The sequence below is a fragment of the Sphingomonas sp. P3_C5 genome (genome assembly GCF_056402635.1).
The window spans coordinates 269,567-289,802 of the sequence record NZ_JBFUHA010000007.1 but is presented as its reverse complement, the minus strand read 5'-3'; the positions used below and the strand labels follow the sequence as shown (position 1 = coordinate 289,802).

At 63.4% G+C, this 20,236-nt stretch carries 16 protein-coding genes; 10 read left to right on the top strand and 6 right to left on the bottom strand.

Annotation, left to right across the window (positions count from 1 at the left end):
- The first annotated feature begins 12 nt into the window (after window positions 1–12).
- Both AC1DVS_RS18665 and AC1DVS_RS18660 read left to right on the top strand, forming a co-directional pair.
- Window positions 13–2,322 (top strand): response regulator, encoded by a 2,310-nt coding sequence (locus AC1DVS_RS18665; protein ID WP_478025420.1) that lies wholly within the window; start codon window positions 13–15, stop codon window positions 2,320–2,322.
- Window positions 2,319–4,541, top strand: a complete 2,223-nt coding sequence (locus AC1DVS_RS18660; RefSeq protein WP_478025419.1) for an EAL domain-containing response regulator — start codon at window positions 2,319–2,321, stop codon at window positions 4,539–4,541. The genes AC1DVS_RS18665 and AC1DVS_RS18660 overlap by 4 nt, the downstream gene beginning before the upstream one ends.
- 24 nt (window positions 4,542–4,565) lie before the next feature.
- Here the strand turns inward: AC1DVS_RS18660 and AC1DVS_RS18655 are convergent, their stop codons facing one another.
- From AC1DVS_RS18655 to AC1DVS_RS18635, 5 genes are all read right to left on the bottom strand, one after another.
- A complete protein-coding gene (locus AC1DVS_RS18655) occupies window positions 4,566–6,110 on the bottom strand; it encodes a carboxylesterase/lipase family protein (RefSeq protein WP_478025418.1) in 1,545 nt (514 codons plus the stop codon).
- Between the two features lie 44 nt (window positions 6,111–6,154).
- The gene (locus AC1DVS_RS18650; protein WP_478025417.1) at window positions 6,155–7,387 is read right to left on the bottom strand and encodes a GDSL-type esterase/lipase family protein; all 1,233 of its coding nucleotides are present in this window, start codon (window positions 7,385–7,387) and stop codon (window positions 6,155–6,157) included.
- Window positions 7,388–7,449: 62 nt separating this feature from the next.
- Entirely contained in the window at window positions 7,450–7,956 is a 507-nt protein-coding gene (locus AC1DVS_RS18645; protein WP_478025416.1) for a hypothetical protein, read from the bottom strand.
- 34 nt (window positions 7,957–7,990) lie between these two features.
- Window positions 7,991–9,034, bottom strand: a complete 1,044-nt coding sequence (locus tag AC1DVS_RS18640; protein WP_478025415.1) for a glycoside hydrolase family 5 protein — start codon at window positions 9,032–9,034, stop codon at window positions 7,991–7,993.
- Between the two features lie 354 nt (window positions 9,035–9,388).
- Window positions 9,389–10,432, bottom strand: coding sequence for a glycoside hydrolase family 5 protein (locus tag AC1DVS_RS18635; RefSeq protein WP_478025414.1), 1,044 nt, complete (start codon window positions 10,430–10,432; stop codon window positions 9,389–9,391).
- Between the two features lie 656 nt (window positions 10,433–11,088).
- Between AC1DVS_RS18635 and AC1DVS_RS18630 the strand changes: the two genes are divergently transcribed.
- From AC1DVS_RS18630 to mddA, 5 genes are all read left to right on the top strand, one after another.
- Entirely contained in the window at window positions 11,089–13,008 is a 1,920-nt protein-coding gene (locus AC1DVS_RS18630) for an NPCBM/NEW2 domain-containing protein (RefSeq protein WP_478025413.1), read from the top strand.
- An 84-nt stretch (window positions 13,009–13,092) separates the two neighbouring features.
- Window positions 13,093–14,082: an alpha/beta hydrolase gene (locus tag AC1DVS_RS18625; RefSeq protein WP_478025412.1), complete on the top strand. Its 990-nt coding sequence runs from the start codon at window positions 13,093–13,095 to the stop codon at window positions 14,080–14,082.
- 160 nt (window positions 14,083–14,242) lie between these two features.
- The gene (locus AC1DVS_RS18620) at window positions 14,243–15,244 is read left to right on the top strand and encodes an RraA family protein (RefSeq protein WP_478025411.1); all 1,002 of its coding nucleotides are present in this window, start codon (window positions 14,243–14,245) and stop codon (window positions 15,242–15,244) included.
- 42 nt (window positions 15,245–15,286) lie between these two features.
- Complete coding sequence (locus tag AC1DVS_RS18615) at window positions 15,287–16,204, top strand: ThuA domain-containing protein (RefSeq protein ID WP_478025410.1); 918 nt, start codon at window positions 15,287–15,289, stop codon at window positions 16,202–16,204.
- 115 nt (window positions 16,205–16,319) lie between these two features.
- Window positions 16,320–17,054, top strand: a complete 735-nt coding sequence (mddA, locus tag AC1DVS_RS18610) for a methanethiol S-methyltransferase (RefSeq protein ID WP_478025409.1) — start codon at window positions 16,320–16,322, stop codon at window positions 17,052–17,054.
- Between the two features lie 12 nt (window positions 17,055–17,066).
- On the opposite strand, the gene AC1DVS_RS18605 is transcribed toward mddA, so the two are convergent.
- Window positions 17,067–18,038 (bottom strand): hypothetical protein, encoded by a 972-nt coding sequence (locus AC1DVS_RS18605; RefSeq protein WP_478025408.1) that lies wholly within the window; start codon window positions 18,036–18,038, stop codon window positions 17,067–17,069.
- A 117-nt stretch (window positions 18,039–18,155) separates the two neighbouring features.
- On the opposite strand from AC1DVS_RS18605, the gene AC1DVS_RS18600 reads away from it, so the two are divergent.
- Genes AC1DVS_RS18600 through AC1DVS_RS18590 form a run of 3 tightly spaced genes read left to right on the top strand, consistent with a single transcriptional unit; the run spans window position 18,156 to window position 20,228 of the window.
- Window positions 18,156–18,866: a TonB-dependent receptor gene (locus tag AC1DVS_RS18600; protein ID WP_478025407.1), complete on the top strand. Its 711-nt coding sequence runs from the start codon at window positions 18,156–18,158 to the stop codon at window positions 18,864–18,866.
- Window positions 18,867–18,886: 20 nt separating this feature from the next.
- Window positions 18,887–19,678, top strand: coding sequence for a hypothetical protein (locus AC1DVS_RS18595; protein ID WP_478025406.1), 792 nt, complete (start codon window positions 18,887–18,889; stop codon window positions 19,676–19,678).
- 1 nt (window position 19,679) lies between these two features.
- Window positions 19,680–20,228, top strand: coding sequence for a hypothetical protein (locus AC1DVS_RS18590; protein WP_478025405.1), 549 nt, complete (start codon window positions 19,680–19,682; stop codon window positions 20,226–20,228).
- Window positions 20,229–20,236 lie beyond the last annotated feature (8 nt).

The following is a 20,236-nucleotide window of genomic DNA, read 5'->3' as shown; positions in this document are numbered from 1 at the left end:
GGAAGATATGTGGTGAAAACAAGCCTTTGGCTGAGGCATGCCTTTGTCCGTACAACCAGCCGGTGGCGGCGGCTTTCAGATTGGCCGCTGCTCGCGAAATTCGGGATCACCCCGGCGATCTCGCTCGCATTGCTGCTTCTCGCCGCCACGCTCGAAGTGTCGGCGCTGCGGGATGTGGGTAGCAACACCCATTATGTCGTAGATGTCGCGATGCCCGATGCCGCGCGCCTCGCCGACATCGCCGCGCGCTTCGAGCGCGCCGATGGGGAGCTGGAGCGGCTGCTGAACAGCGAGGTGCACGCGCCGGGAAACCGCGACCTGCCGAAGCGCACCGCTGTGATTCAGGCAGCGCTGGCCGACATCAGCCGCGACCTCGAGACCTTCGAAGCGACCGGCATCGGTCAGGAGAATTTGCAACAGGTCCGCGCGGCGCGGCGCGATGTCGAGGAATATTCGAACGGACTCGGGGTCGTCACCCTGATGCTCAGCGCCAATGTCAGCGCGGCTGAAGCAACGCTCAAGTCGTTCCATGCCAACGCAGCGCGCGTCACCGCCAATATCAACCAGGTCGCCAACCGCGGCATTCGCGAGGCGACCCGGCGCGCCGAGGTGATCGATGCCCATGTCTCGCTGGTCGCCCTGATCTTCCTGGTGCTGGCGCTGGTCGGTGTGCCCATCATCGCCTTTGCGACCTTCCGGATCGGCATCGCCACGGTTCGCCCGATCAGCGCGATCGCCGATGCAACCAAGCGGCTGGCGGCCGAGGATTATGACATCGACATCGCCGCCCTCGCCCGGGGTGACGAGCTCGGCGCCGTGGTCACCGCACTCGAGACCTTCCGCACCCAGGCGCTCGAGGCGAGGCGGCTCCAGCTCATCGAGGCGAACAACCGCGACCTCTCGCTCGGCAAGGCTGCAGCGGAGAAGGCGAATGAGGCGAAATCCGAATTCCTCGCCAATATGAGCCATGAGCTGCGTACGCCGCTGAACGCGATCCTTGGCTATGCGCAGCTGCTCGGCCGGGATCCCACGCTCGACGAACAGCAGGAAAACGCAGCCCGCACGATCCACCAGAGCGGCACGCATCTGCTGACGCTGATCACCGACATCCTCGATCTCTCGAAGATCGAGGCCGGCAAGTTCGAGCTGACCTCGACAGTGTTCAACCTGCGCGACTTCCTCGCCGGGGTCTGCGACATCATCCGCGTCCGTGCCGAGGAGAAGGCGCTCGGCTTCATCTGCGAGCTCGACGATCGCCTGCCGATGTTCGTGCTCGGCGATGAGAAGAGGCTGCGGCAGGTGCTGCTCAACCTGCTCGGCAACGCGGTGAAATTCACGGACCGGGGCAGGGTGATGCTGTGTGTCGGCCTCGAATCCCGCACCGTGACCAGGGCGCAGATCCTGTTTGCAGTTTGCGATACCGGTATCGGCATTGCGGCGGACGAGCTGCCCGCGATCTTCCAGCCCTTCGAACAGGTCGGCCAGCGCGAGCGCCAGGCCGGCGGCACCGGGCTTGGCCTGAGCATCAGCCGCCAGCTTGTCGGGTTGATGAAGAGCAGCATCGATGTCGACAGCGATGAAGGCGATGGCAGCCAGTTCAGCTTCACCCTCGATCTGCCGGTGCTCGCTTCCGAACCCGGCGCGGTGGCGCCCCCGATCGTGACGACCGGATATCGGGGCGCGCGCCGCAGCGTACTGATCGTGGACGATGTCGTACAGAACCGCGCGGTGATGGCGGATACGCTCGGCGCACTCGGCTTCATCACCCGCGAGGCGTCGAACGGCCGCGATGCCATGGCCCAGGTAGAGGCAAGGCGGCCCGACCTGATCCTGATGGACGTCAAGATGCCGGTGATGGACGGGCTCGAGGCAACGCGGCTGATCCGCGCGCATGCCACCCTCAGCGACGTCCCCATCATCGCGGTTTCGGCGGGTGCAACGCCCGAGGATCGCATGCGCAGCCTCGCCGCCGGTGCCGACTCCTTCCTGACCAAGCCGGTCGAGCATGAGGACCTGGTCAAGGCGCTCGGCCAGCATCTCGGCGTCACCTGGATCGGCGGCGAGGCGAAACGCGCCAATCTGCCCGCCGGGGCGGAGCAACTGCTACCGCCGCCCGCTGAGGAGATCGCCGTGCTCCACGCGCTGGCCAAGGCGGGCAACATGCGTGCCATCAAGGCCCAGGCCGAGCATCTTATCGCGCTCGATCCGCTCTATCGGCCCTTTGCTGAAGCGCTGCAGCGGCTTGCGGGCATCTACAACGCGCAAGGCATCCAGGACCTGGTCGAACATTATATCGACCCCAAACAAGCGATGGCATCATGACCAATGTGAAGAAGATTTCGATCGTCGATGTCATGTCCTGGACGATCCTGGCGGTCGACGACAACCCGGTGAACCTCGCGCTGATGGTCGCCCATCTCGAGAAGCATGGCTTCGAGGTGACGGTCGCGGGCGGCGGCGAGGAAGCGCTGAAGCGCGCCGCGTTCGGGCAGCCCGACCTGATCCTGCTCGATGTGATGATGCCCGGCATCGACGGATTCGAGACCTGCCGCCGGTTGAAGGCCGATCCGGCGACGCGCGATATCCCGGTGATCTTCATGACGGCGCTGTCCGATGTCGATGACAAGGTGGCAGGCTTCGCCGCCGGCGGTATCGACTATGTCAGCAAGCCGTTCCAGATCGAGGAACTGCTCGCGCGCGTCCGCACCCATCTCGAGCTCCGCGCCGCGCAGCAGCGGGTGATCGCGCAGAATGTAGAGCTCCGCGAGGAGATCCGCGCCCGGCGCGAAGCCGAGACCGCGCTGCGCTTCTCCGAATTGCGCTACCGGCGGCTGTTCGAGACCGCCAATGACGGCATCCTGCTGCTCGACAGCGAGACCGGCCAGGTGACGGACGCCAATCCGGCGATCACCGTGATGCTGGGGCATGACCATGCCGCGCTGATCGGCCGGACCTTGTGGGAACTCGCGCCGTTCCGCAACGTCCCCGCCAGCAAGACGATGGTGGCCGAGATCGGGCTGCTCGAACATGTCAAATATGACGATTGGGTGATCAAGCGGCGCGACGGATTGTCGATCAATGTGGAGATGATCGGCAACCTCTATCAGGCGGGCGGTCGCAGCATCATCCAGTGCAACATCCGTGACATCACTGATCGCCGCGAGGCAGAGGCCCGGATCCGGTATTTGGCGCTGCACGACGCGCTGACCGGCCTGCCGAACCGCACCATGCTCGCCGACCGGCTCGGCATGGCGATCGCGCAGGCGCGGCGCAGCGGCAAGCAGGTCGCGGTGCTGATGCTGGATCTCGATCACTTCAAGCAGGTCAATGATTCACTCGGTCATCATATCGGCGACGAGCTGCTGGAGAGCGTCGCCGCGCGCTTGCGCAAGTGCCTGCGCGAAACCGACACGGCGGCGCGGGTCGGCGGCGACGAGTTCGTCATCACGCTTTCCTCGATCACCAATGCCGAGGAAGCCTCAGTGGTTGCCCGCAAGATTCACGCGGCGCTGACCGAACCCTTCCAGATCGAACAGCACCAGCTTCATATCGGCGGCAGCATCGGCGTCAGCCTGTTCCCCACCGATGGCGAGGATGCCGGCGCCCTGCTGCGCGCCGCCGACACTGCGATGTACGACGCGAAGGAAAATGGTCGCGGTGTGCACCGCTTCTTCACCCCCGAGTTGAATGAGGCGGCGCAGCGCCGGCACATGCTCGCCAATGACGTCCACCAGGCCTGTGCGCGCGGCGAATTCATGCTCCATTACCAGCCGCAATTCGCGATGGAGACCAACGCCGTCACCGCGGTCGAGGCGCTGATCCGTTGGAACCACCCGCAAGAGGGGCTGATAGCGCCTTCGCTGTTCATTCCCCTGCTCGAAGAGCTCGGGCTGATGGTCGAAGTCGGCGAATGGGTGCTGAAGACGGCCTGCCTCCAGAATGCGGCATGGCAAGCGGAGGGCCTGCCCCCGGTGCGGATGGCCGTGAACCTTTCGGCGCAGCAATTCTATCGCGGCGATATAGTGCGGATCGTCGAGGAGGCCCTCAGCGAATCCGGCCTCGCCGCGGAGTGGCTCGAACTCGAGTTGACCGAGAGCCTGACGCTCGACGACACCGAGACCACCATCCAGATCATGCGCGCCTTGAAGACCCTCGGCGTCAGCCTGTCGCTCGATGATTTCGGCACCGGCTGGTCATCCCTGTCCTATGTGCGCCGCTTCCCGCTCGACCGGATCAAGATCGACCGGTCGTTCATGCGCGACGTGACCACGCATCCCAATGCGGCGGCAGTCGTCCAGAGCATCATGCACCTCGCGCAGAGCCTTGGCGTCGGCTGCGTTGCCGAGGGTGTCGAGACATCGGCGCAGTTCGATTATCTGCAGCAGGAGCTCTGCCAGGAAATCCAGGGCTTCCTGTTGAGCGAGCCGCTCCCAGCCGCCGAAATGCCCGAGATGCTGAACCTGGTGCGCCAGCTCGGCGACCTTCGCGAGCCGGAGGTGGTGGACGAACTGGCCCTGAAGCGCCGCAAGCGCTCGTCCTGATTGTAGTGCCGGGAACCGGGCGCGTCAGCGACCCGAGAATGAATCGAAGTCCGGCAGCGCGCCCCGCGCCTGAATCTCGGCGGCGGTGCCGAGGCGCCGGACCTCAGCCTTAGCGCCGGTGAACGCGGGCCAGGCGGGCAGGCCGTCGCCGTTCGGATCGCCGGCCTTGGCGAAATTGGTCCAGTAACCGACGATCTCGCGCGTCAGCTGCCGATCGCCGGGGCTCCAGGCACGCGGTTCCTGATCGAGCTGATCGAAGACATGGCGGATTTCGGCACCATGGCCGGCCTTGCAGCCATAGCCGCACGGGGTCGCGGGTTCGGCGGGCGAATGGACGAAATAATAGACATAGGCTTTGCTCGACCGTCCCTGTGCCTGCAGCTCAGCCCAGCGCCACATCCGCCAGCCCCAAAAATCGGTGGTGAAGTGAAAGATGGAGGCCTCGGCTTCAGCATCGGTCGCGGCGGGATAGTCGGCCAGCACCTTGGCCGACGGCGCATGCCCGAGCAGCTGGGCGAGCAAGGCGCTGTGCCTCGCGGCGGTGAAACTGGAGGTGGCGAGAATCTCGGGCGCGAGGTCCTTGCCCTCGTCCGCGTTCCACCCGACCATGATCGGCACGTCATTCTGCCGATGGCCGCGGTAGGTCGCCGTCATATCCTCGCGCAGCACATGGTGGTCGACGATGGGGCGCGGCACCCAGCTCTTGTGGATCAGCGTGTCGGCATCGATCGCGCGCAAATCCGCCAGATGCGCCGCGCCCAATCCCTTCGCGAAGGCCGCGCCTTCGGCCTCTGCCTGCCTCCGATCGGCCACGGCGTTTTCGCTTGCGTCGAACGGCACGCCGATATTGCCGCTCTCGGCAATGGCACGCTGGAACAGGCCTTTGGCGAGCGGCGAGACGACCAAAGCCCCGATCGATACCGACCCCGCCGACTCTCCCATCACGGTAACCCGCGTCGGATCTCCGCCGAACGCCGCGATATTGCGCTTGACCCACCGCAGCGCTGCGATCTGATCCAAAAACCCCTGGTTGCCCGATGCCTTGGCGGGCGATTCAGCGCTCAGCTCGGGATGGGCGAAGAAGCCGAACAGCCCGAGCCGGTAATTGAGCGTCACCACGATCACGCCCTGCTGCGTCAGCCGCGTTCCGTCATAGCCCGGCTGCGAGCCGGCCCCGCCGAAAAAGCCGCCGCCATGGATCCACACCATCACCGGCAGTTTCTTGGCGGCCTTCGGCGCCCAGATGTTGAGGTAAAGGCAATCCTCGCTTTGCGGATCGGTTATCCAGGGCACGGTCTGTCGGCAGACGGGCGAGAACGCACTCGCAGCCCGAATGCCGGTCCACGCCTTGACTGGCCGCGGCGCCCGCCAGCGCAGATCGCCGACCGGTGGCGCGGCATAAGGCACGCCGAAGAAGCGTTCGACTCCATCGGCTCGCGTGCCGGCGATCATGCCGCCCTCGACCCGGACCGGCGCAGGCTGACCGGGCTCGCGCGCGCTGCCCGCCACTGACGAGAGGCCCATGGCGAGCAGGGCAACGGCCAGCAGCGGATATCGCGATCGACGCATTCTGGTTCCTTGTTGAGTTGCTGTGCTGGCGGAACCCGGCACCGTTACTGGAACCATGCCAGCGGAATGGTCGCCGCGATCACGGCTGCCCCGGCGGCGCTAGGGTGGAGATGATCGCCTGAATCATAAGCCGGCAACATGCGACCCGGGTTCTTCGGATCATCGAGCGCGCTGGAGACATCCGCCACGCCGTCAAAAAGCCGCGACGATCGGATCCAGCCATTCACCGCCTGCCGCATCGCCTCCTTGTCCGCTGAATAATAATGCTCGGCCGTCGCGTCCCGGAATGGCGCGAGCGTCGCGGCATAGACTTTCAGGCCCTTCTTGTGCGCGCGCCCGGCCAGCCGGGCGAGGCCGTTTTCGATATCCGCCGCGCTCACGAAGTCGCTTGAGCCGGCACTCGCCTGGCCGATATCGTTGATCCCGAGGAAGAGGATGACGGCCTTCGCATTGGGCTGCGCCAGCACATCACTATCGAACCGGGTAAGGCCGGCAGGGCCAAAGGGCGGCCATTGGCCGTCATGCAGGAGGCGGTTTCCGGAAATACCGGCATTGACGACGCTGAGTCTTTTTCCCGCCTTCCGCAGATGGTCACTAAGCACGCTCGGCCAGTCGCTGTTGCTGTCGCCCGGCAGGTTGAGCCCGTCGGTGATGGAATCCCCGAAGGCGATCACCACGCCGTCCACCGGTGCGCCCGAGACCTCGACCTCGCTGAGCCATAGCCAGGAAGCCCAGGTGCCGGTGTCGGGATGGGTCTCGGTGATCGTCTCGGACGACGTTGCATCGCCATCGGAGAAATAGATCGCGTTGCGCTGGGTCAGATGCGTGGTCGCGATTGGCGTCGGGCCCGAAACATAAAGGCTGATCGCGAGATCGGTTGCGGCGAGCACGTCAAAGTCGAGCGGATCGCTCACCGCATAGGCGCCCGGCGCCACCGTCACATCGGCATGGCCCGAAAAACGGAGCTGCCTGATCGACCCGGCCTGAACGGCGCTTCCTGCCCCGCGCCGGGCAATCGACACGGCATTGATGTGGAGCGGCGTACTTCCAAAGGCGTTCGACAGGCGGATACGCACCTGCTTTCCGCCTGCGCTGACATGGACGATCTGGCGGACAGTCTGGTTGTTCAGCGAGCCCTTGGCGTTGGGCGAAGGCTCGGGGCTGGCATACCAGGTCGGAGTCCAGCCGGCATCGACCTGACCGGCGAGCGCAGCCTGGCTCGTAAAGGCAAGCAGAAGTGCGGCCGTGGCAATCAGCAGGCGGAGGGATTTGAACACGCATTCATCCTTGATCGCCGCACCGCGGCCGCTTCCCAATGGCAGCCAGCCGGATCGCCCGGCTATTCGAGCTGCACCTTCGCCACATAATAGGGTTTGTAGGTGATATCGGGCGCTTGCAACACGAAGCTGTCGATCATTTGCCCGTCGATCTTGAGCGCGGTCAGCGGCGCTTCGATCCGGGTCCAGCTATTCGCCACCGGCTTAACCTCGAAATCGCAGTCGATCGCCCTGCCGTCGCGGAAGCTACGCAGCCACACCGTGAAGCCGCCGCCGTCGCCGCCATTGACCATGAAGGTCAGCTTGCTGAAATCGGCCATTGAAAGGGCGGCATGATAAAGGGCCAGGGCCGACCAGGGACCTCCCTCGACCTGCAGCGTTGTGTGCCCGTCGAACGATACCGGCTGCCTGACCGTCGCCCAGTCGACATTCGACCAGCTATTCTGAAAGCCCTCATCGAAGATCGCCATCGTCGTCGGCCGGGGCCGGCGGGCCGCAGCCTTTGGCGGCGGCCCCGTCACGGCAAGCTTGCTGCCGCCGAAAAAGAGCGCTCTTCTGGAAAGCTCCATTTTGCTCCGGTCCCGTTTCACCCGATCCCGGCGCCTATTTCTTGCCCGCGCCTTCGAGGATCGCATCCAGCGAGGCCTGATCGGAAACCGTCAGGGTATCCCGCTTGATGTAGCCGCCGGCGTCCCACAGAAAGGGCAGGAGACCGTTGGCGAGCGCCTGCTGCGTCACATATTTCATCCAGTAGGTCACGGCCGCGCTGTGCGTGGGCATATCTTTGGGCGTGGTGCGGCGCATGCACGCATATTCGCCCAGAATGACCGGAATGCCCTTGCTCACGAACTGCTGTTTCATCGACAGCATCTGCTTGTCGACAAAAGCCTCTTCGCTATGGGTCGCATTGTGATCGGGCTCGATTTTGGAGTGATGATCCTTGCCCCAATAATAGAACATCTTGCCCCAGGACTGGTCGGAATCGAGGAGCGCGAACTGGAACGGCGAGTAAAAATGCACTTCGAACATGAGGCGGTTTGCCGCCGTATCGGTCGGCATTGTCGTCCAGAGTGAAACCGTCTTTTCCGTATCGGTGCTCGGCCCCTGGATGACCAGCACGCGGTGCGCGTTCTTGCCGCCGGTCGAGCGGACTGCGTCAATGAAGGTCTGGTGATAGGCGAGCAGGGCGGGGATCTGGTCCGCCTTGTCGACCGAGGGCTCGTTCGCGCTCGCGAACATGAGGCGCTCGTCGAAATCGCGCAGTGTCGTCGCGATCTGCTCCCAGAACGCCTTCTGCTTCTGAACGACGGCATCCTTGCTTGCCGCATTGACGTGCGTTTCCAGCCAGCCGCCGTCCCAATGGATGTTGAGCAGGACATAGAGGTTCGCGTTCATGCAATATTGCACGACCTCCTTCACCCGCTTCAGCCAGGTGTCGGAAATCTTCGCGGTCGTCTTGTCCGCATATTGATCCCAGGCGCAGGGCAGGCGGACCGCCTCAAAGCCGAGCGCCTTGACCTTGTGCATCAGGGCCTGGGTGATGAGCGGATTGCCCCAGGCGGTTTCGCCGCCGCTTGCTTCCAGCGTGTTGCCGGCGTTCCAGCCGAGCTTGATATGCGCGGCAAGGTCGGTCGCGCTGCTGGTCATGCCCGTCGAATCCGCAGGTATCGGGCTCACATTGTAGTTCGGGTACAGCCCCGCCGCCGGGGTCGGCGTGGGCGTTGGGGGCGGAGAGGGCGCTGGAACACGTGCGGCGGATGACGTGCTCGCTGCACCGCTACAGCCGGCGGCCAGAACTGCCGCTGACGCCACAAATTGGCGCCTTCCCATGCTCATGTGCGATTCCTTCTTTTAGCCTGCGTCATCATTTTATGGCCGAAAGGGCGCGGGCCGTTGCTTTTGGCGGCGGCCCCGTCACGGCAGGCGTTCCGCCGCCCAAAAAGAGCGCTCTTCTGGAAAGGCCCATTTTTGCTCAGGTCCCGGTCCGGCCGATCCCAGCGCCTATTTCTTGCCCGCGCCTTCGAGCACGGCATCCAGTGACGCCTGGTCCGCGGCCCCCAGGGTGTGCCGGTCGATAATGGATCCTACATCCCACACAAAGGGCATGAGGCCGTTGGCGACCGCCTGTTGCGTGACATATTTCATCCAGTAGGTCACCGCCGCGTTGTGCGTGGGCAGGTCTTTCGGCGTGGTGCGGCGCATGCATCCATATTCGCCCAAGATGACCGGAATGCCGGTGCTGACGAAATGCTGCTTCATCACCAGCATCTGGTCGTCGATATAGGTCTCGTCGCTATGCGTCGCATTGCGGTCGGGCTCGATCGCGGATTGATGACCCTTGCCCCAGTAATAGAACATCTTGCCCCAGGACTGGTCGGAGTCGAGGAGCGCGAACTGGAACGGCGAGTAGAAATGCACTTCGAGCATCATGCGCTTCGATGCCGTATCGGTCGGCATTTTCTTCCAGAGTGAAACCGCTTCGTCGATGTTCGTGTTCGGTGCCTGGACGACGAGCGTGCGATAGGCATTCTTGCCGCCGGTCGAGCGGACTGCGTCGACGAAGGTCTGGTGATAAGCCAGCAGGATGTCCGCCTGGGCGGCGCTGTTGGCGTCGGGCTCGTTCGCGCTCGCGAACATGAGGCGCTGGTCGAAATCGCGCATCGTCGTGGCGATCTGCTCCCAGAACGCCTTCTGCTTCGGGACGACAGCATCCTTGGACGCCGCGTCGACGTGCCGTTCCAGCCAGCCCTCATCCCAATGGATGTTGAGCAGGACATAGAGATTCGCGTTCATGCAATATTGCACGACCTCCTTCACCCGCTTCAGCCAGGTGTCGGAGATCTTGGCGGTGGTCTTGTCGGAATATTGATCCCAGGAGCAGGGCAGGCGGACCGCATCGAAGCCAAGTGCCTTGACCTTGTCCATCAGGGCCTGGGTGAGGAGCGGATTCCCCCAGAAGGTTTCGCCGCCGATCGCTTCCAGCGTGTTGCCGGCGTTCCAGCCGAGCTTGATATGCGTCGAAAGGTCAACCGCGGTGCTGGTCATGCCCGTCGCGTCCGCCGCTATCGGGCTGACATTATAGCTCGGGTACGGGCCGGACGGAGTCGGTGTGGGCGTCGGGGACGGGGATGGGGACGGAGAGGGGGAAGGCGAAGGCGACGGCGTTGGAACAGGTGCGGAGGATGATGTGCTCGCGCCGCCGCTGCACCCAGTAACGGCCAGAACGGCCGTGGACGCCACGAATTGACGCCTTCCCATTCTCATGTGCGATCCCCTCCTTATGTCTTACGTTGTCATTTTTGGATGCTCGCATGGCCGAAATGGCGCCGCGAACATGACATTTACGGCTGGATAGCAGGCTAGCAGCTATTTTACAAGTAAAACGCCAGTTTTCTAATAAAAACCGTTTCGCTGTCCAATAGGCCGGTTCAATGATTTAATGGACCGGCTCATGAGTTTCAGCGCCTCTCGCGGCTGACTGGATTCATCGATCGCCAATGGCCAGCCCGTGCCGCAAATGGCACATTCCCAAATATATGTAGCGTCGGGCCGCTTATCTATTATATGATAAATGAGATGGCTCGCCTATCTACCGTCGGCTGGAGGGCAGGCGACAAGGCCAGGCTGGCGAGATCCTGGTTTCTGGAGAATCGGGCAATTCTTACAACGTATCTTATAGTTACGAATATATTGGAGAGATAATGAAGCGTTCCATCCAGGGGGTTATCGGCTGCCTGACATTGGCACTCTATTGTGGCGGCGGAGCCGATGCCGCGGCCGACCCTCTGGCGCCAACCGGTCACTGGACCGCGGTGACAACAGGACAAGCCGCGACGCCGCCCATGGGCTGGAATTCGTGGAACGCCTTCCACACGGACCTCACCGAAGCCAAGGTCCTCGACTCAGCGAAGGCGATCGTTGACAGCGGGCTGGCCGCGAAGGGCTATCGCTACATCAACCTCGACGACGGTTGGTGGCTGAAGCGCCGGACTAGCGATGGCCGCATGATCGTGCGCACCTCGATCTTCCCGTCCGCTGCGACCGGTGGAGCCGAACAGACCAGCTTCAGGCCGTTTACCGACCGTATCCATGCGATGGGCCTGAAGGCCGGCATCTACTCGGATATCGGCGCGAACAACTGTTCGCAGGCCTTTGCGCCAAACGCGCCAAACCTGCCCGAGGGCACGGTCGCCGAGCGCGAGGTCGGGCTGTACGGCCATATCGATCAGGATATCGCGCTCTACTTCAAGGACTGGGCATTCGATTACATCAAGGTCGATGCTTGCGGCATCCGCGCCTTCGGCCCCTATAGCGGGGGCGTCAAATCCGGCCAGTATCGCGCGCTCAGCCCTTTGATCGAAGAGAAGGAAATTCGTCGCACGGACATCGCGGCGGTCCGCGCGCTCTACCAACAGGTCGCGGATGCCCTGCGCCGCACAAATCCCGATGGCGACTATATCCTTTCAATCTGCGCCTGGGGCTCGGCCGATGTCCGCGCCTGGGCCAAGAATGTCGGCAATCTGTCACGGACCAGCGACGATATCACGCCCAGCTGGACGCGGATGCTGGCCAATTTCGACAGCGCTGCCAACCGCGCGCTTTATGCGCATCCGGGCTCCTGGAATGATCCGGACATGCTTTTTGTCGGTCATGGTGACTTCGATGAACGCCATTTGACGGAGGCCAGGTCGCATTTTGCGCTGTGGTCGATGCTGTCGGCGCCGCTTCTTATCGGCTATGATCTGAGGAAAGCGCCGCAACCGCTGATGGACATCCTGGGCAATAGCGACCTCATCGCCATTGATCAGGATCCGGCAGGCAACCAGGCGGTGCTGGCCTATGACACCGATGATGTTCAAATCCTGGTCAAGACGCTGAGCAACGGCCACAAGGCGGTGGCGATCTTCAACCGTGGGCTTGCGCCGGTGGACATGGTCTTGGCCGCCGGCCACCTGAAATTCTCCGCAACGGCGCCGATTGCGCTCAAGGACCTCTGGACCGGCGCGACGCTGCCCGGTTTTACCGGTGAGATGAAGGTGCATCTCGATCCGCACCAGACACTTGTCCTCGACGCTGCCGGAACGCGCACCCTCGCCAACGGCATCTATCTGTCGGAAATGCCCGGGCGCGTGAATCCGGCTGTCGACGGTGTGGTGGTTCCGCAACCCGATCCCACGATCCACCGCATGATCAATCCCTGGGGCAGCACGACCGACACCGGCGAGTCGCCCGCCTATACCGGATGGGGCGGCGCGCAGGCCGACGCCACGCCCTACCGCCAGGCGTTACGCGTCGACGGCAGGATGTTTGAGACCGGGTTGGGCGTTCTCGCCAACTCGAGATTCGAAGTCAGGGCCGATGGCCAGTTCCGCCGCTTCGCCGCTGACGTCGGAGTCGACGATTCGACCTTCGATACGGACGATGCCGTGACCTTCTTGGTCTATGGCGACGGCAAGCTCCTTGCGACCTCCAGGCCGACCCGGTTCGGTCAGACGGCGCAGACCCTGAGCGCCAACATTACAGGCGTGAAGGTCGTCGAGCTGGTGGCGCGCGGCACATCCGCCAGGAACAAGGTGCCCACGGTCGTCACATGGGGCAATGCGGCTTTGCTTGGCGACTAGGGCTGTCCCGGCGGCGTTGTCGTCGGGACGGTCGGCCTTATCCCTGGGACGTAGAGCTGGTTTGGACGCAGCACAGGAGTCACCATGAACGTTTCTCGACGCGATCTTGTAAAATCGTCTTTGGCATTGACCGGTGTCTCGGCGATCGGCGCGGCCGCAGCGACCAGGGTGCTTGCCCAGGCCGGTTCAGGCAGCGGCGGTGAGGTCATTGGATTATGGCCGCATCCACCGGCGGGCGCCGCGCATCCCGGCATGACCGAGGTGATCGAGCAGACCTCGACGAGTCCGGATTATAGCAGCCGGCGCATGAAAGGCATCGCCACGCCGCATATGATCGCCTTGCCGGCGGCCCAGCCCAATGGCTCAGCCATGCTGATCATCCCGGGCGGCGGCTTCGAGTGGAATTATTTCGAGCATGAAGGCTACCACATCGCCGACATACTGAATCGGGCGGGCATCACCTGTTTCGTGCTGTTCTATCGCTTGGCCAGGGACGGCTGGGTCAATCCGGCTTCTGTCGGGCCAGCCGATGCCCAGCGGGCGATGCGGGTCATTCGCGCCAATGCCGCGCGCTTCCATCTCGACCCGGAGCGGGTCGGCGTAATGGGCTTCAGCGCCGGCGGTTTCCTGACGACGACACTCGCGACGCGACATTCGACGCCATTCTACAAGCCGGTCGACGCCGCCGATCAGCTCAGCGCCAGACCTTTGCTGACGGCGCCAATCTATCCGGTGCAAAGCGTCGATCCCGCCTATGCCTATAGCGGGGTGGCGCCGTCGCTGTTTGGCGGCCAGCCAACGGCGGTCCAGATCCGCGAGTGGTCGCCCGATCTCAACGTCACTCCGGCGGCAGTCCCGACATTCATGGTTCACGCCGAGGACGACAACACGGTGCCAGTAGCCAATACGGTGCGGCTTCGGGATGCCATGGTCGCGGCCAGGATCCCGGTCGAGACCCACTTGTTCGCTCGTGGCGGTCATGGGTTCAGCGTGGGCTCCCGGCCAGGCAGCCCGGACGGCCTGTGGTTGCCCCTGTTCGTCAACTTCGCGCGCCAGGAAAAATTGTTCGTTTAGGGCTCATTGTCGGTAACCCGACGCGCATCCTGATCGTCCCCGTCCTTGTAAACTATTTCATATCCTATATGATCTCCCGAAATCGAGCAAACGCCGTAACAATCTTGGTGGTTGATGCGACGCACAGCCGGGCACCGCTCACGGCGGCAGGGGAGGGAAAATGCGCAGTTTCGCCGCACGGCTGAGTTTTGGTGTTGTCCTGTTGGTCGGGGCAGGGACGGGGGCGGCTCAGGCCCAGTCGCTGAGCCCCGGCTTCATGAGCCGCGAAGAGATCGTCCATTATTCTCCGGAGTGGACCGGCGAGCGCTTTCCCGACGGTCGCCCCAAGGTACCGGATTCGATCCTCGATCGGATGCGCCACGTCACGCTCGAAGAGGCCTGGGCGACGCTCAGGTCCGCTGGGTTCAACCACCAATATGAGGATGGCTGGCTCGCCCTGTTTCCGGACAAGGTGCTGGTCGGCCGTGCGCTCACCGCGCAATGGGTCCCGGGCCGGCCCGATATCCAGAAAGTCATCGAGGCCGATGGCAGTCGGATGAAGCGCATCGGCGAGCAGAATGCCTGGCCGGTCGACATGCTCCAGCCGCGCGACGTCTATGTCGCCGATCATTTCAGCCTGAAGCAGGACGGCCCGTCGATCGGCGACAATGTCGGCAACGCCATCTATGCGCGGACTGGCAACGGTATCGTCTATGATGGCGCGGTGCGTGATATCGAGGGGCTGAAGGAGCTGCCGAACTTCACCGCCTTCGTGCGCTCCTATGATCCGTCGCATCACTTCGGCGCCATGCGCACCGGAGCGCGGCTCAACTCGACGATGGTGACCATCAACGGCCCGACCCGCATTGGCAAGGCGACGGTCATGCCCGGCGACGTGGTGCTCGGCCGTGACGGTGGTGTGCTGTTCATCCCGGCACAGCTGGCCGAGCGCGTGGTGCGCGAGTCCGAGGAAGTCCGGATGACCGACATTTTCGGCCACCTCCGCCTGCGCGAGAAGAAATATACCGCCGGGCAGATCGACACACGCTGGTCGCCCGAGATCGAGGCCGACTTCCTGGCCTGGCTCAGGGCCAATCGGGTGAAGCTGCCCGTGCCGCCGGAGAGCGTCGATTATGTCCTCGAGACCCGCCCGCGCCGGCTTTCCGCCCCGCCGGGATCCTGATGCCGGTGCATGATAGCTAATTGAAGAATACGGGAGCGGATGATGAGCGGTGTCGACAACAGAGTTTTCCGGCCAACGCGGCGCCTCGCTGCAGTGGCGGCCATCTTCCTTCTCTCGCTCGCCGCACCCACGGTCGCTCAGGCCCAACCAGCGCCACAGGGGCACAAGATCGTCTTCCTCGCCGGGCCAAAGGAGCATGGCGCACCCGGGCGGCACGAATATGAAAAGGATCTGCGCGAGCTTGCCTGGCAGCTGGAACATGCCGGCAATGTGAAGGACGTGACCACCCAGGTGATCGTCGGCAAGCCGCCGCGCGACCTCAGCATATTCGAGGATGCGGCGGTGATCGTCATCGACGGCAATGGCGACTGGCTGAAGAAAGAGACCGGCATGCTCTTCCAGCAATATCAGGACACTGACGGCCGTACCTATGATCCCGAAACAACCGCTTATCTCCAGAAACTCGATGCGCTGATCAAGCGGAAGAATATCGGCGTCATCGTCTATCACTATACGATGTGGGTCGATAACTGGGTCGGCCGCCGCTATTTCCAGGATTGGCTCGGCGGCCTCTGGATCCCCTATGCCTCGCACAATCCGGTCGACACCTGGAGCGTCCGCCCGATTGCCCGCGTCAAGCATCCCGTCCTGCGCGGGGTCAAGCCCTGGACCTATCGCGAGGAAATGTACTCACGCTATTTCCTCACCGACAATCCCGGCCGCACCGAATTGCTCGAGGCGACCCCGGCCAAGCCGAGCAACGGCGCCACCGGCCCCGTCTCCTGGGCTTATGTGAGGCCGGACGGCGGCCGCTCGCTGGTCTGGGGCGGCTCGGACTTCCACGACAATATGCACCTGATCGCCGACTATCGGCGCTTCCTGCTGAACGGCATCATCTGGGCCGCGAAGATGGAAGTCCCCGCCGGCGGCGTGAACGCGCCGCCCCCGCCGGAGCTTTGATCCCGCGCGCATAACCGTCCTCGCGGCGTGTTAGTGTCGATTTCCGCCTATCGTCAGCATCAGCCAGGAGGCAGGCTGCCCCGCGCGTGAGTCGGACGAGCGCGGAGGGAAGACCATGACCCGGGTTGAATATCTGCTGTTCGGCCTTGTCGCCTATATCATCTTCTTCCTGACCTTCCTTTATCTCATCGCCTTTGTCGCGGACCTGCCTCAGGTGCCGCTGACGGTCGATCGCGGCGGCGATATGGGCGGCGTGCTGGTGGCGGTCCCGATCGATCTCGCGCTGGTCGCTCTGTTCGGCATCCAGCACAGCGTCATGGCGCGGCCCTGGTTCAAGGCGCGCTGGACGAAGATCGTGCCCGAGCCGGTCGAACGCAGCGTCTATGTCCTGCTGGCAAGCGTGATGCTGATCATATTGTTCATGTTCTGGCGGCCGATCCCCCGCATCGTCTGGTCGGTCGAGGCACCCGCTGCGGTCATATTGCTCTACGCGCTGTTCGCGGCCGGATGGGCGATCGTCCTGCTCAGCACCTTCATGATCAGCCATTTCGAGCTGTTTGGGCTGAAACAGGTCTGGGGCCATGCCCGCAAGGCCGCGGCCACCAAGCCGGAGTTTCGCACGCCCCTGTTTTACAGGCTGGTCCGCCATCCCCTTTACAGCGGCTTCATCCTCGCCTTCTGGGCGATCCCGGTGATGACCGTCGGCCATCTGCTGCTCGCCGCGTCGATGCTCGTCTATATCCTGATCGCCATCGGCCATGAGGAGCGCGACCTGATCAACCTGTTCGGCGAACGCTATGTCGAGTATCGCGGCCGGGTAGGGAAGCTCACGCCGAAGCTGCGGCGCTGATCGAAGACGTGCTTACAGGCGCCCGTTTTGGCGCTGGCGGACCGCGAGCGCCGCATCATAGACCGACAGCTTCGACCACACGCCATTTTGAACGATGTGGAGGATTCCCCCGCGCCCTTGGACAAAGCCGGCGCTTCCGTCGGCTGTCGGGTTGAACCGCAATTCGCCGATCTGATGGCTGGTCGCGCCGTCGACCTTCACAACAGCGATCCGATCCCCATCCCCGTCATAGCCACCGGCAAGCAGGACGATGTTATCCGCCACCGCGATGGCCTTCGCGCCATCAATTTGGTTGGACCAGAAAGTCACCTTGCCCCTGTCCACCCGCGCGATGGGAAAGTCCGTGTAGAAGCAGGACCAAAGCATGTTTTCAGCGAGGGTCATCGCGTAACAGTCAGCGATCGAATCTTCGTCCTTCACCTGGTCGTTGAACGACCACAGCACTTGGCCCTTCGCGTCGAACTGGACGATGCCGCCCGCTGATACCGGCGGCCTCCCGCCATTATGCGAACCGCCGAACACGCCTTCATCGAAATAGCCGACCCACAATGTCCCGTCGGGCGCGCAGAGCAGGGTCTCGATGCCGTCCCCGAGCACCATCGCCTGTTCTTCATCGCCGCTCGCCGAGTAGACGCGTCCGTTCTTCTCGCCGTCTCCAGCCCGGGCCGATGCGACCACCCATCGCCCATCCACGGTTCGGTCGACGAGTGGGTAAGCGCGTGAAGGGACGATTACCACGTCGGTTTCAACCGTCCCGTCGAAGACTGAAAGCCTGATGTCCTCGCGCCGCAACGTCGGCCTGGGAAGCTTGTGGTTGCCGCTGCTGCCCTCTTGTACCCAGCGCGCATATTCAGCGTGGAAGTCTCGCCGCAGCCGAATGAGCGCGAGCCGATTGTCCATCAGCGCGGCATAGCCATAATCGAACCAGCCCGCCGGTGCTGCGGGCAACGGGGTTTCATCTGCTATCGTCGAGGCTTCGATCATCGCCGCGTGCTCGCAGTGGATCGCGCGGCGCGCAAGTCTAACACTCCGAAATTCACCCCTTTTACGCTTGCCATTCCCGCCGAAACGACCGACCCTTTCGTTTCGGGAGGGAAGATGATGAAATCAGGATTTCTTCTGGCGGCGGCAATGTTTGGCAGCGCCGCCGTTCCGGCACTTGCGCAGGATATGAATTCTCTCGGCCTGGGTGAGGTGGTCGTCAACGGCAACCGTAACAGCGCGCGCTTTGCTCAACAGGAGCGCCCCGTGGTCGGCCTTCGCAGGCAGGCCGATTCAGCAGTCCTGCAAATCTCGATCGTATCGGATTCGCGCGACGAGGCAGTCCGCAAGCGCGAGATCCACACTATATTGCTCGCCGCACTCGATCACGCCGCCGCCGCCGGTGTCGAGCTGGTGACGGGGAGCTTCGAACTGGTCCCGGTCACCAGGGCGAACTACCAGGATCTGCCCATGCTCTCCGCCGGGCGCGTGGACACCAGCCAGGTCAACCTGATGGTCAAGGTCAAGCTCGCCGGCTCGACCACCGCGGCTGAGCAGCGCCTCGACGCCTTCATCAAAGCCGTGCCGCGCACCGGCCGCGGGACGCTGGACAAAACGGGCGCATTGACCCTCACCATCGTCAACCCCGATCAGTATCGCGACGCGATCGTGACCTTGGTGGCTGAGAACGCCCGCCATTATGCCGCGATGTTCGGCCCGGATTATGCCGTCCAGGTGACGGGTGTGGACGGGCAGGTCGCCTGGTCTCAGGTGAGCGGGACGGACGTGTTCCTCTACGTGCCCTACCACTACACGATCCTTCCCAAATGACTCTCATCGGGAAAACAGCCATGAAAGCGCTCGCCCTCGCGGTCCTTGGCAGCCTTGCCTTCGTCGCCAGTCCATTGCTGGCGCAGGACGATGACAGCAACAGCAATGAAATCATTGTCACCGGCAGCAAGCTCAACAGTCTTTCAAGGCCCGGCGGGATCGTCCAGTCGCCACCGGTCATCGGGCTGAAACGGACGGCGGATTCCGCAGTGCGGACCATCGAGATCGTCTCGGATTCGCGCGATGAGGCAATGCGCAAACGCGAAGTCCAGGCGATGCTGCTCGACGCGATCGACCGCGCGAAACGCGACGGGTTCAGCCTCGTCACCGGCCAGTTCGAACTGGTCGAGGTCACCCGTGCCAATTGGCAGGACCAGTTCCCCGCGCTCGCCGGCAAGGAAGATTCGACCGGCGATGACGAAGACGATGACGACGATGACAATGGCAAGGCACCGCCGGCATTCGAGGACAGCGGCGGCACCGCGACGGCGCATCTGAAGGTGAAGACGAAGCTGAACGGCTCGATCGGCAGCGCCCAGCAGAAGATCAACGCTTTCGTCAAATCCGTCCCCGCCACGGGCCGCTCGCAGATCGAGCAGAAGGGCCAATTGGCCCTCACGATCATCAACCCAGAGCAATATCGCGACGAAATCTACCGCCGCATCGCCACCGGCTCCCAGCACGCCGTGACTTTCTATGGCCCGGACTATGGCTTGGACGTCACCGGCCTCGACAAGGCCATCGCGTGGAAGCAGGTCAGCAACACCGAGGTGTTCCTCTACATTCCCTATGAATTTTCGGTCAGGAAATAGGGTGGCGCGCCAACGGGACTGGTTACGTCCATCGCGCGCCCGCGTCTTCATCGCGCTTGCTATCGCGCCGCTCCTCGTCGGCGCTCCGGCCGCTATCGCCCGCGCGCCTGCCGATAGTTGCGCGTTCAGCGAGGCGAAGACGATCGCCGACCTGCGATCTGCACTAAGCCTCAGGGCAGTCGACATCGTGAACCGCGCCGCGGCGGCGAAGACCGACGTCGATCCGCCCCTTCAGCAGATGCTGGCGCCCTCAGCGACTTTCTCGCTCGGCGCCGGCGATGTCGGCCGCCCCCTCGGCACCGGCGTGCCCGGCGCCCGCGCACTCGCCCGCCTCATGAAGGCCGACCGTTTTCGGTTTCTCGGATGGGACTATATCCTCACGCCGATCGAAAACGCCTGCGCGGGCGAGAAGGTCGATGTCGAGTTCATCGATACGCGCAGCAACGATGTCTACCCGATCGCTTTCACCTTCGAAGGCGGTCGCCTGATCAGCGCTGAAGGATGGTCGCGTTCCTTTGTGACCGGCCCGGTCGAACCCATCCGCGACTGAGCTTTGCC

What these genes read in the sequence shown, in the direction of transcription:
- AC1DVS_RS18660 (WP_478025419.1), top strand. Translation starts at nt 2,319, where the DNA reads ATGACCAATGTGAAGAAGATTTCGATCGTCGATGTCATGTCCTGGACG.
- AC1DVS_RS18655 (WP_478025418.1), bottom strand. Translation starts at nt 6,110, where the DNA reads ATGCGTCGATCGCGATATCCGCTGCTGGCCGTTGCCCTGCTCGCCATG.
- AC1DVS_RS18645 (WP_478025416.1), bottom strand. Translation starts at nt 7,956, where the DNA reads ATGGAGCTTTCCAGAAGAGCGCTCTTTTTCGGCGGCAGCAAGCTTGCC.
- AC1DVS_RS18640 (WP_478025415.1), bottom strand. Translation starts at nt 9,034, where the DNA reads ATGACCAGCAGCGCGACCGACCTTGCCGCGCATATCAAGCTCGGCTGG.
- AC1DVS_RS18635 (WP_478025414.1), bottom strand. Translation starts at nt 10,432, where the DNA reads ATGACCAGCACCGCGGTTGACCTTTCGACGCATATCAAGCTCGGCTGG.
- AC1DVS_RS18630 (WP_478025413.1), top strand. Translation starts at nt 11,089, where the DNA reads ATGAAGCGTTCCATCCAGGGGGTTATCGGCTGCCTGACATTGGCACTC.
- AC1DVS_RS18625 (WP_478025412.1), top strand. Translation starts at nt 13,093, where the DNA reads ATGAACGTTTCTCGACGCGATCTTGTAAAATCGTCTTTGGCATTGACC.
- AC1DVS_RS18620 (WP_478025411.1), top strand. Translation starts at nt 14,243, where the DNA reads ATGCGCAGTTTCGCCGCACGGCTGAGTTTTGGTGTTGTCCTGTTGGTC.
- AC1DVS_RS18615 (WP_478025410.1), top strand. Translation starts at nt 15,287, where the DNA reads ATGAGCGGTGTCGACAACAGAGTTTTCCGGCCAACGCGGCGCCTCGCT.
- mddA (WP_478025409.1), top strand. Translation starts at nt 16,320, where the DNA reads ATGACCCGGGTTGAATATCTGCTGTTCGGCCTTGTCGCCTATATCATC.
- AC1DVS_RS18605 (WP_478025408.1), bottom strand. Translation starts at nt 18,038, where the DNA reads ATGATCGAAGCCTCGACGATAGCAGATGAAACCCCGTTGCCCGCAGCA.
- AC1DVS_RS18600 (WP_478025407.1), top strand. Translation starts at nt 18,156, where the DNA reads ATGAAATCAGGATTTCTTCTGGCGGCGGCAATGTTTGGCAGCGCCGCC.
- AC1DVS_RS18595 (WP_478025406.1), top strand. Translation starts at nt 18,887, where the DNA reads ATGAAAGCGCTCGCCCTCGCGGTCCTTGGCAGCCTTGCCTTCGTCGCC.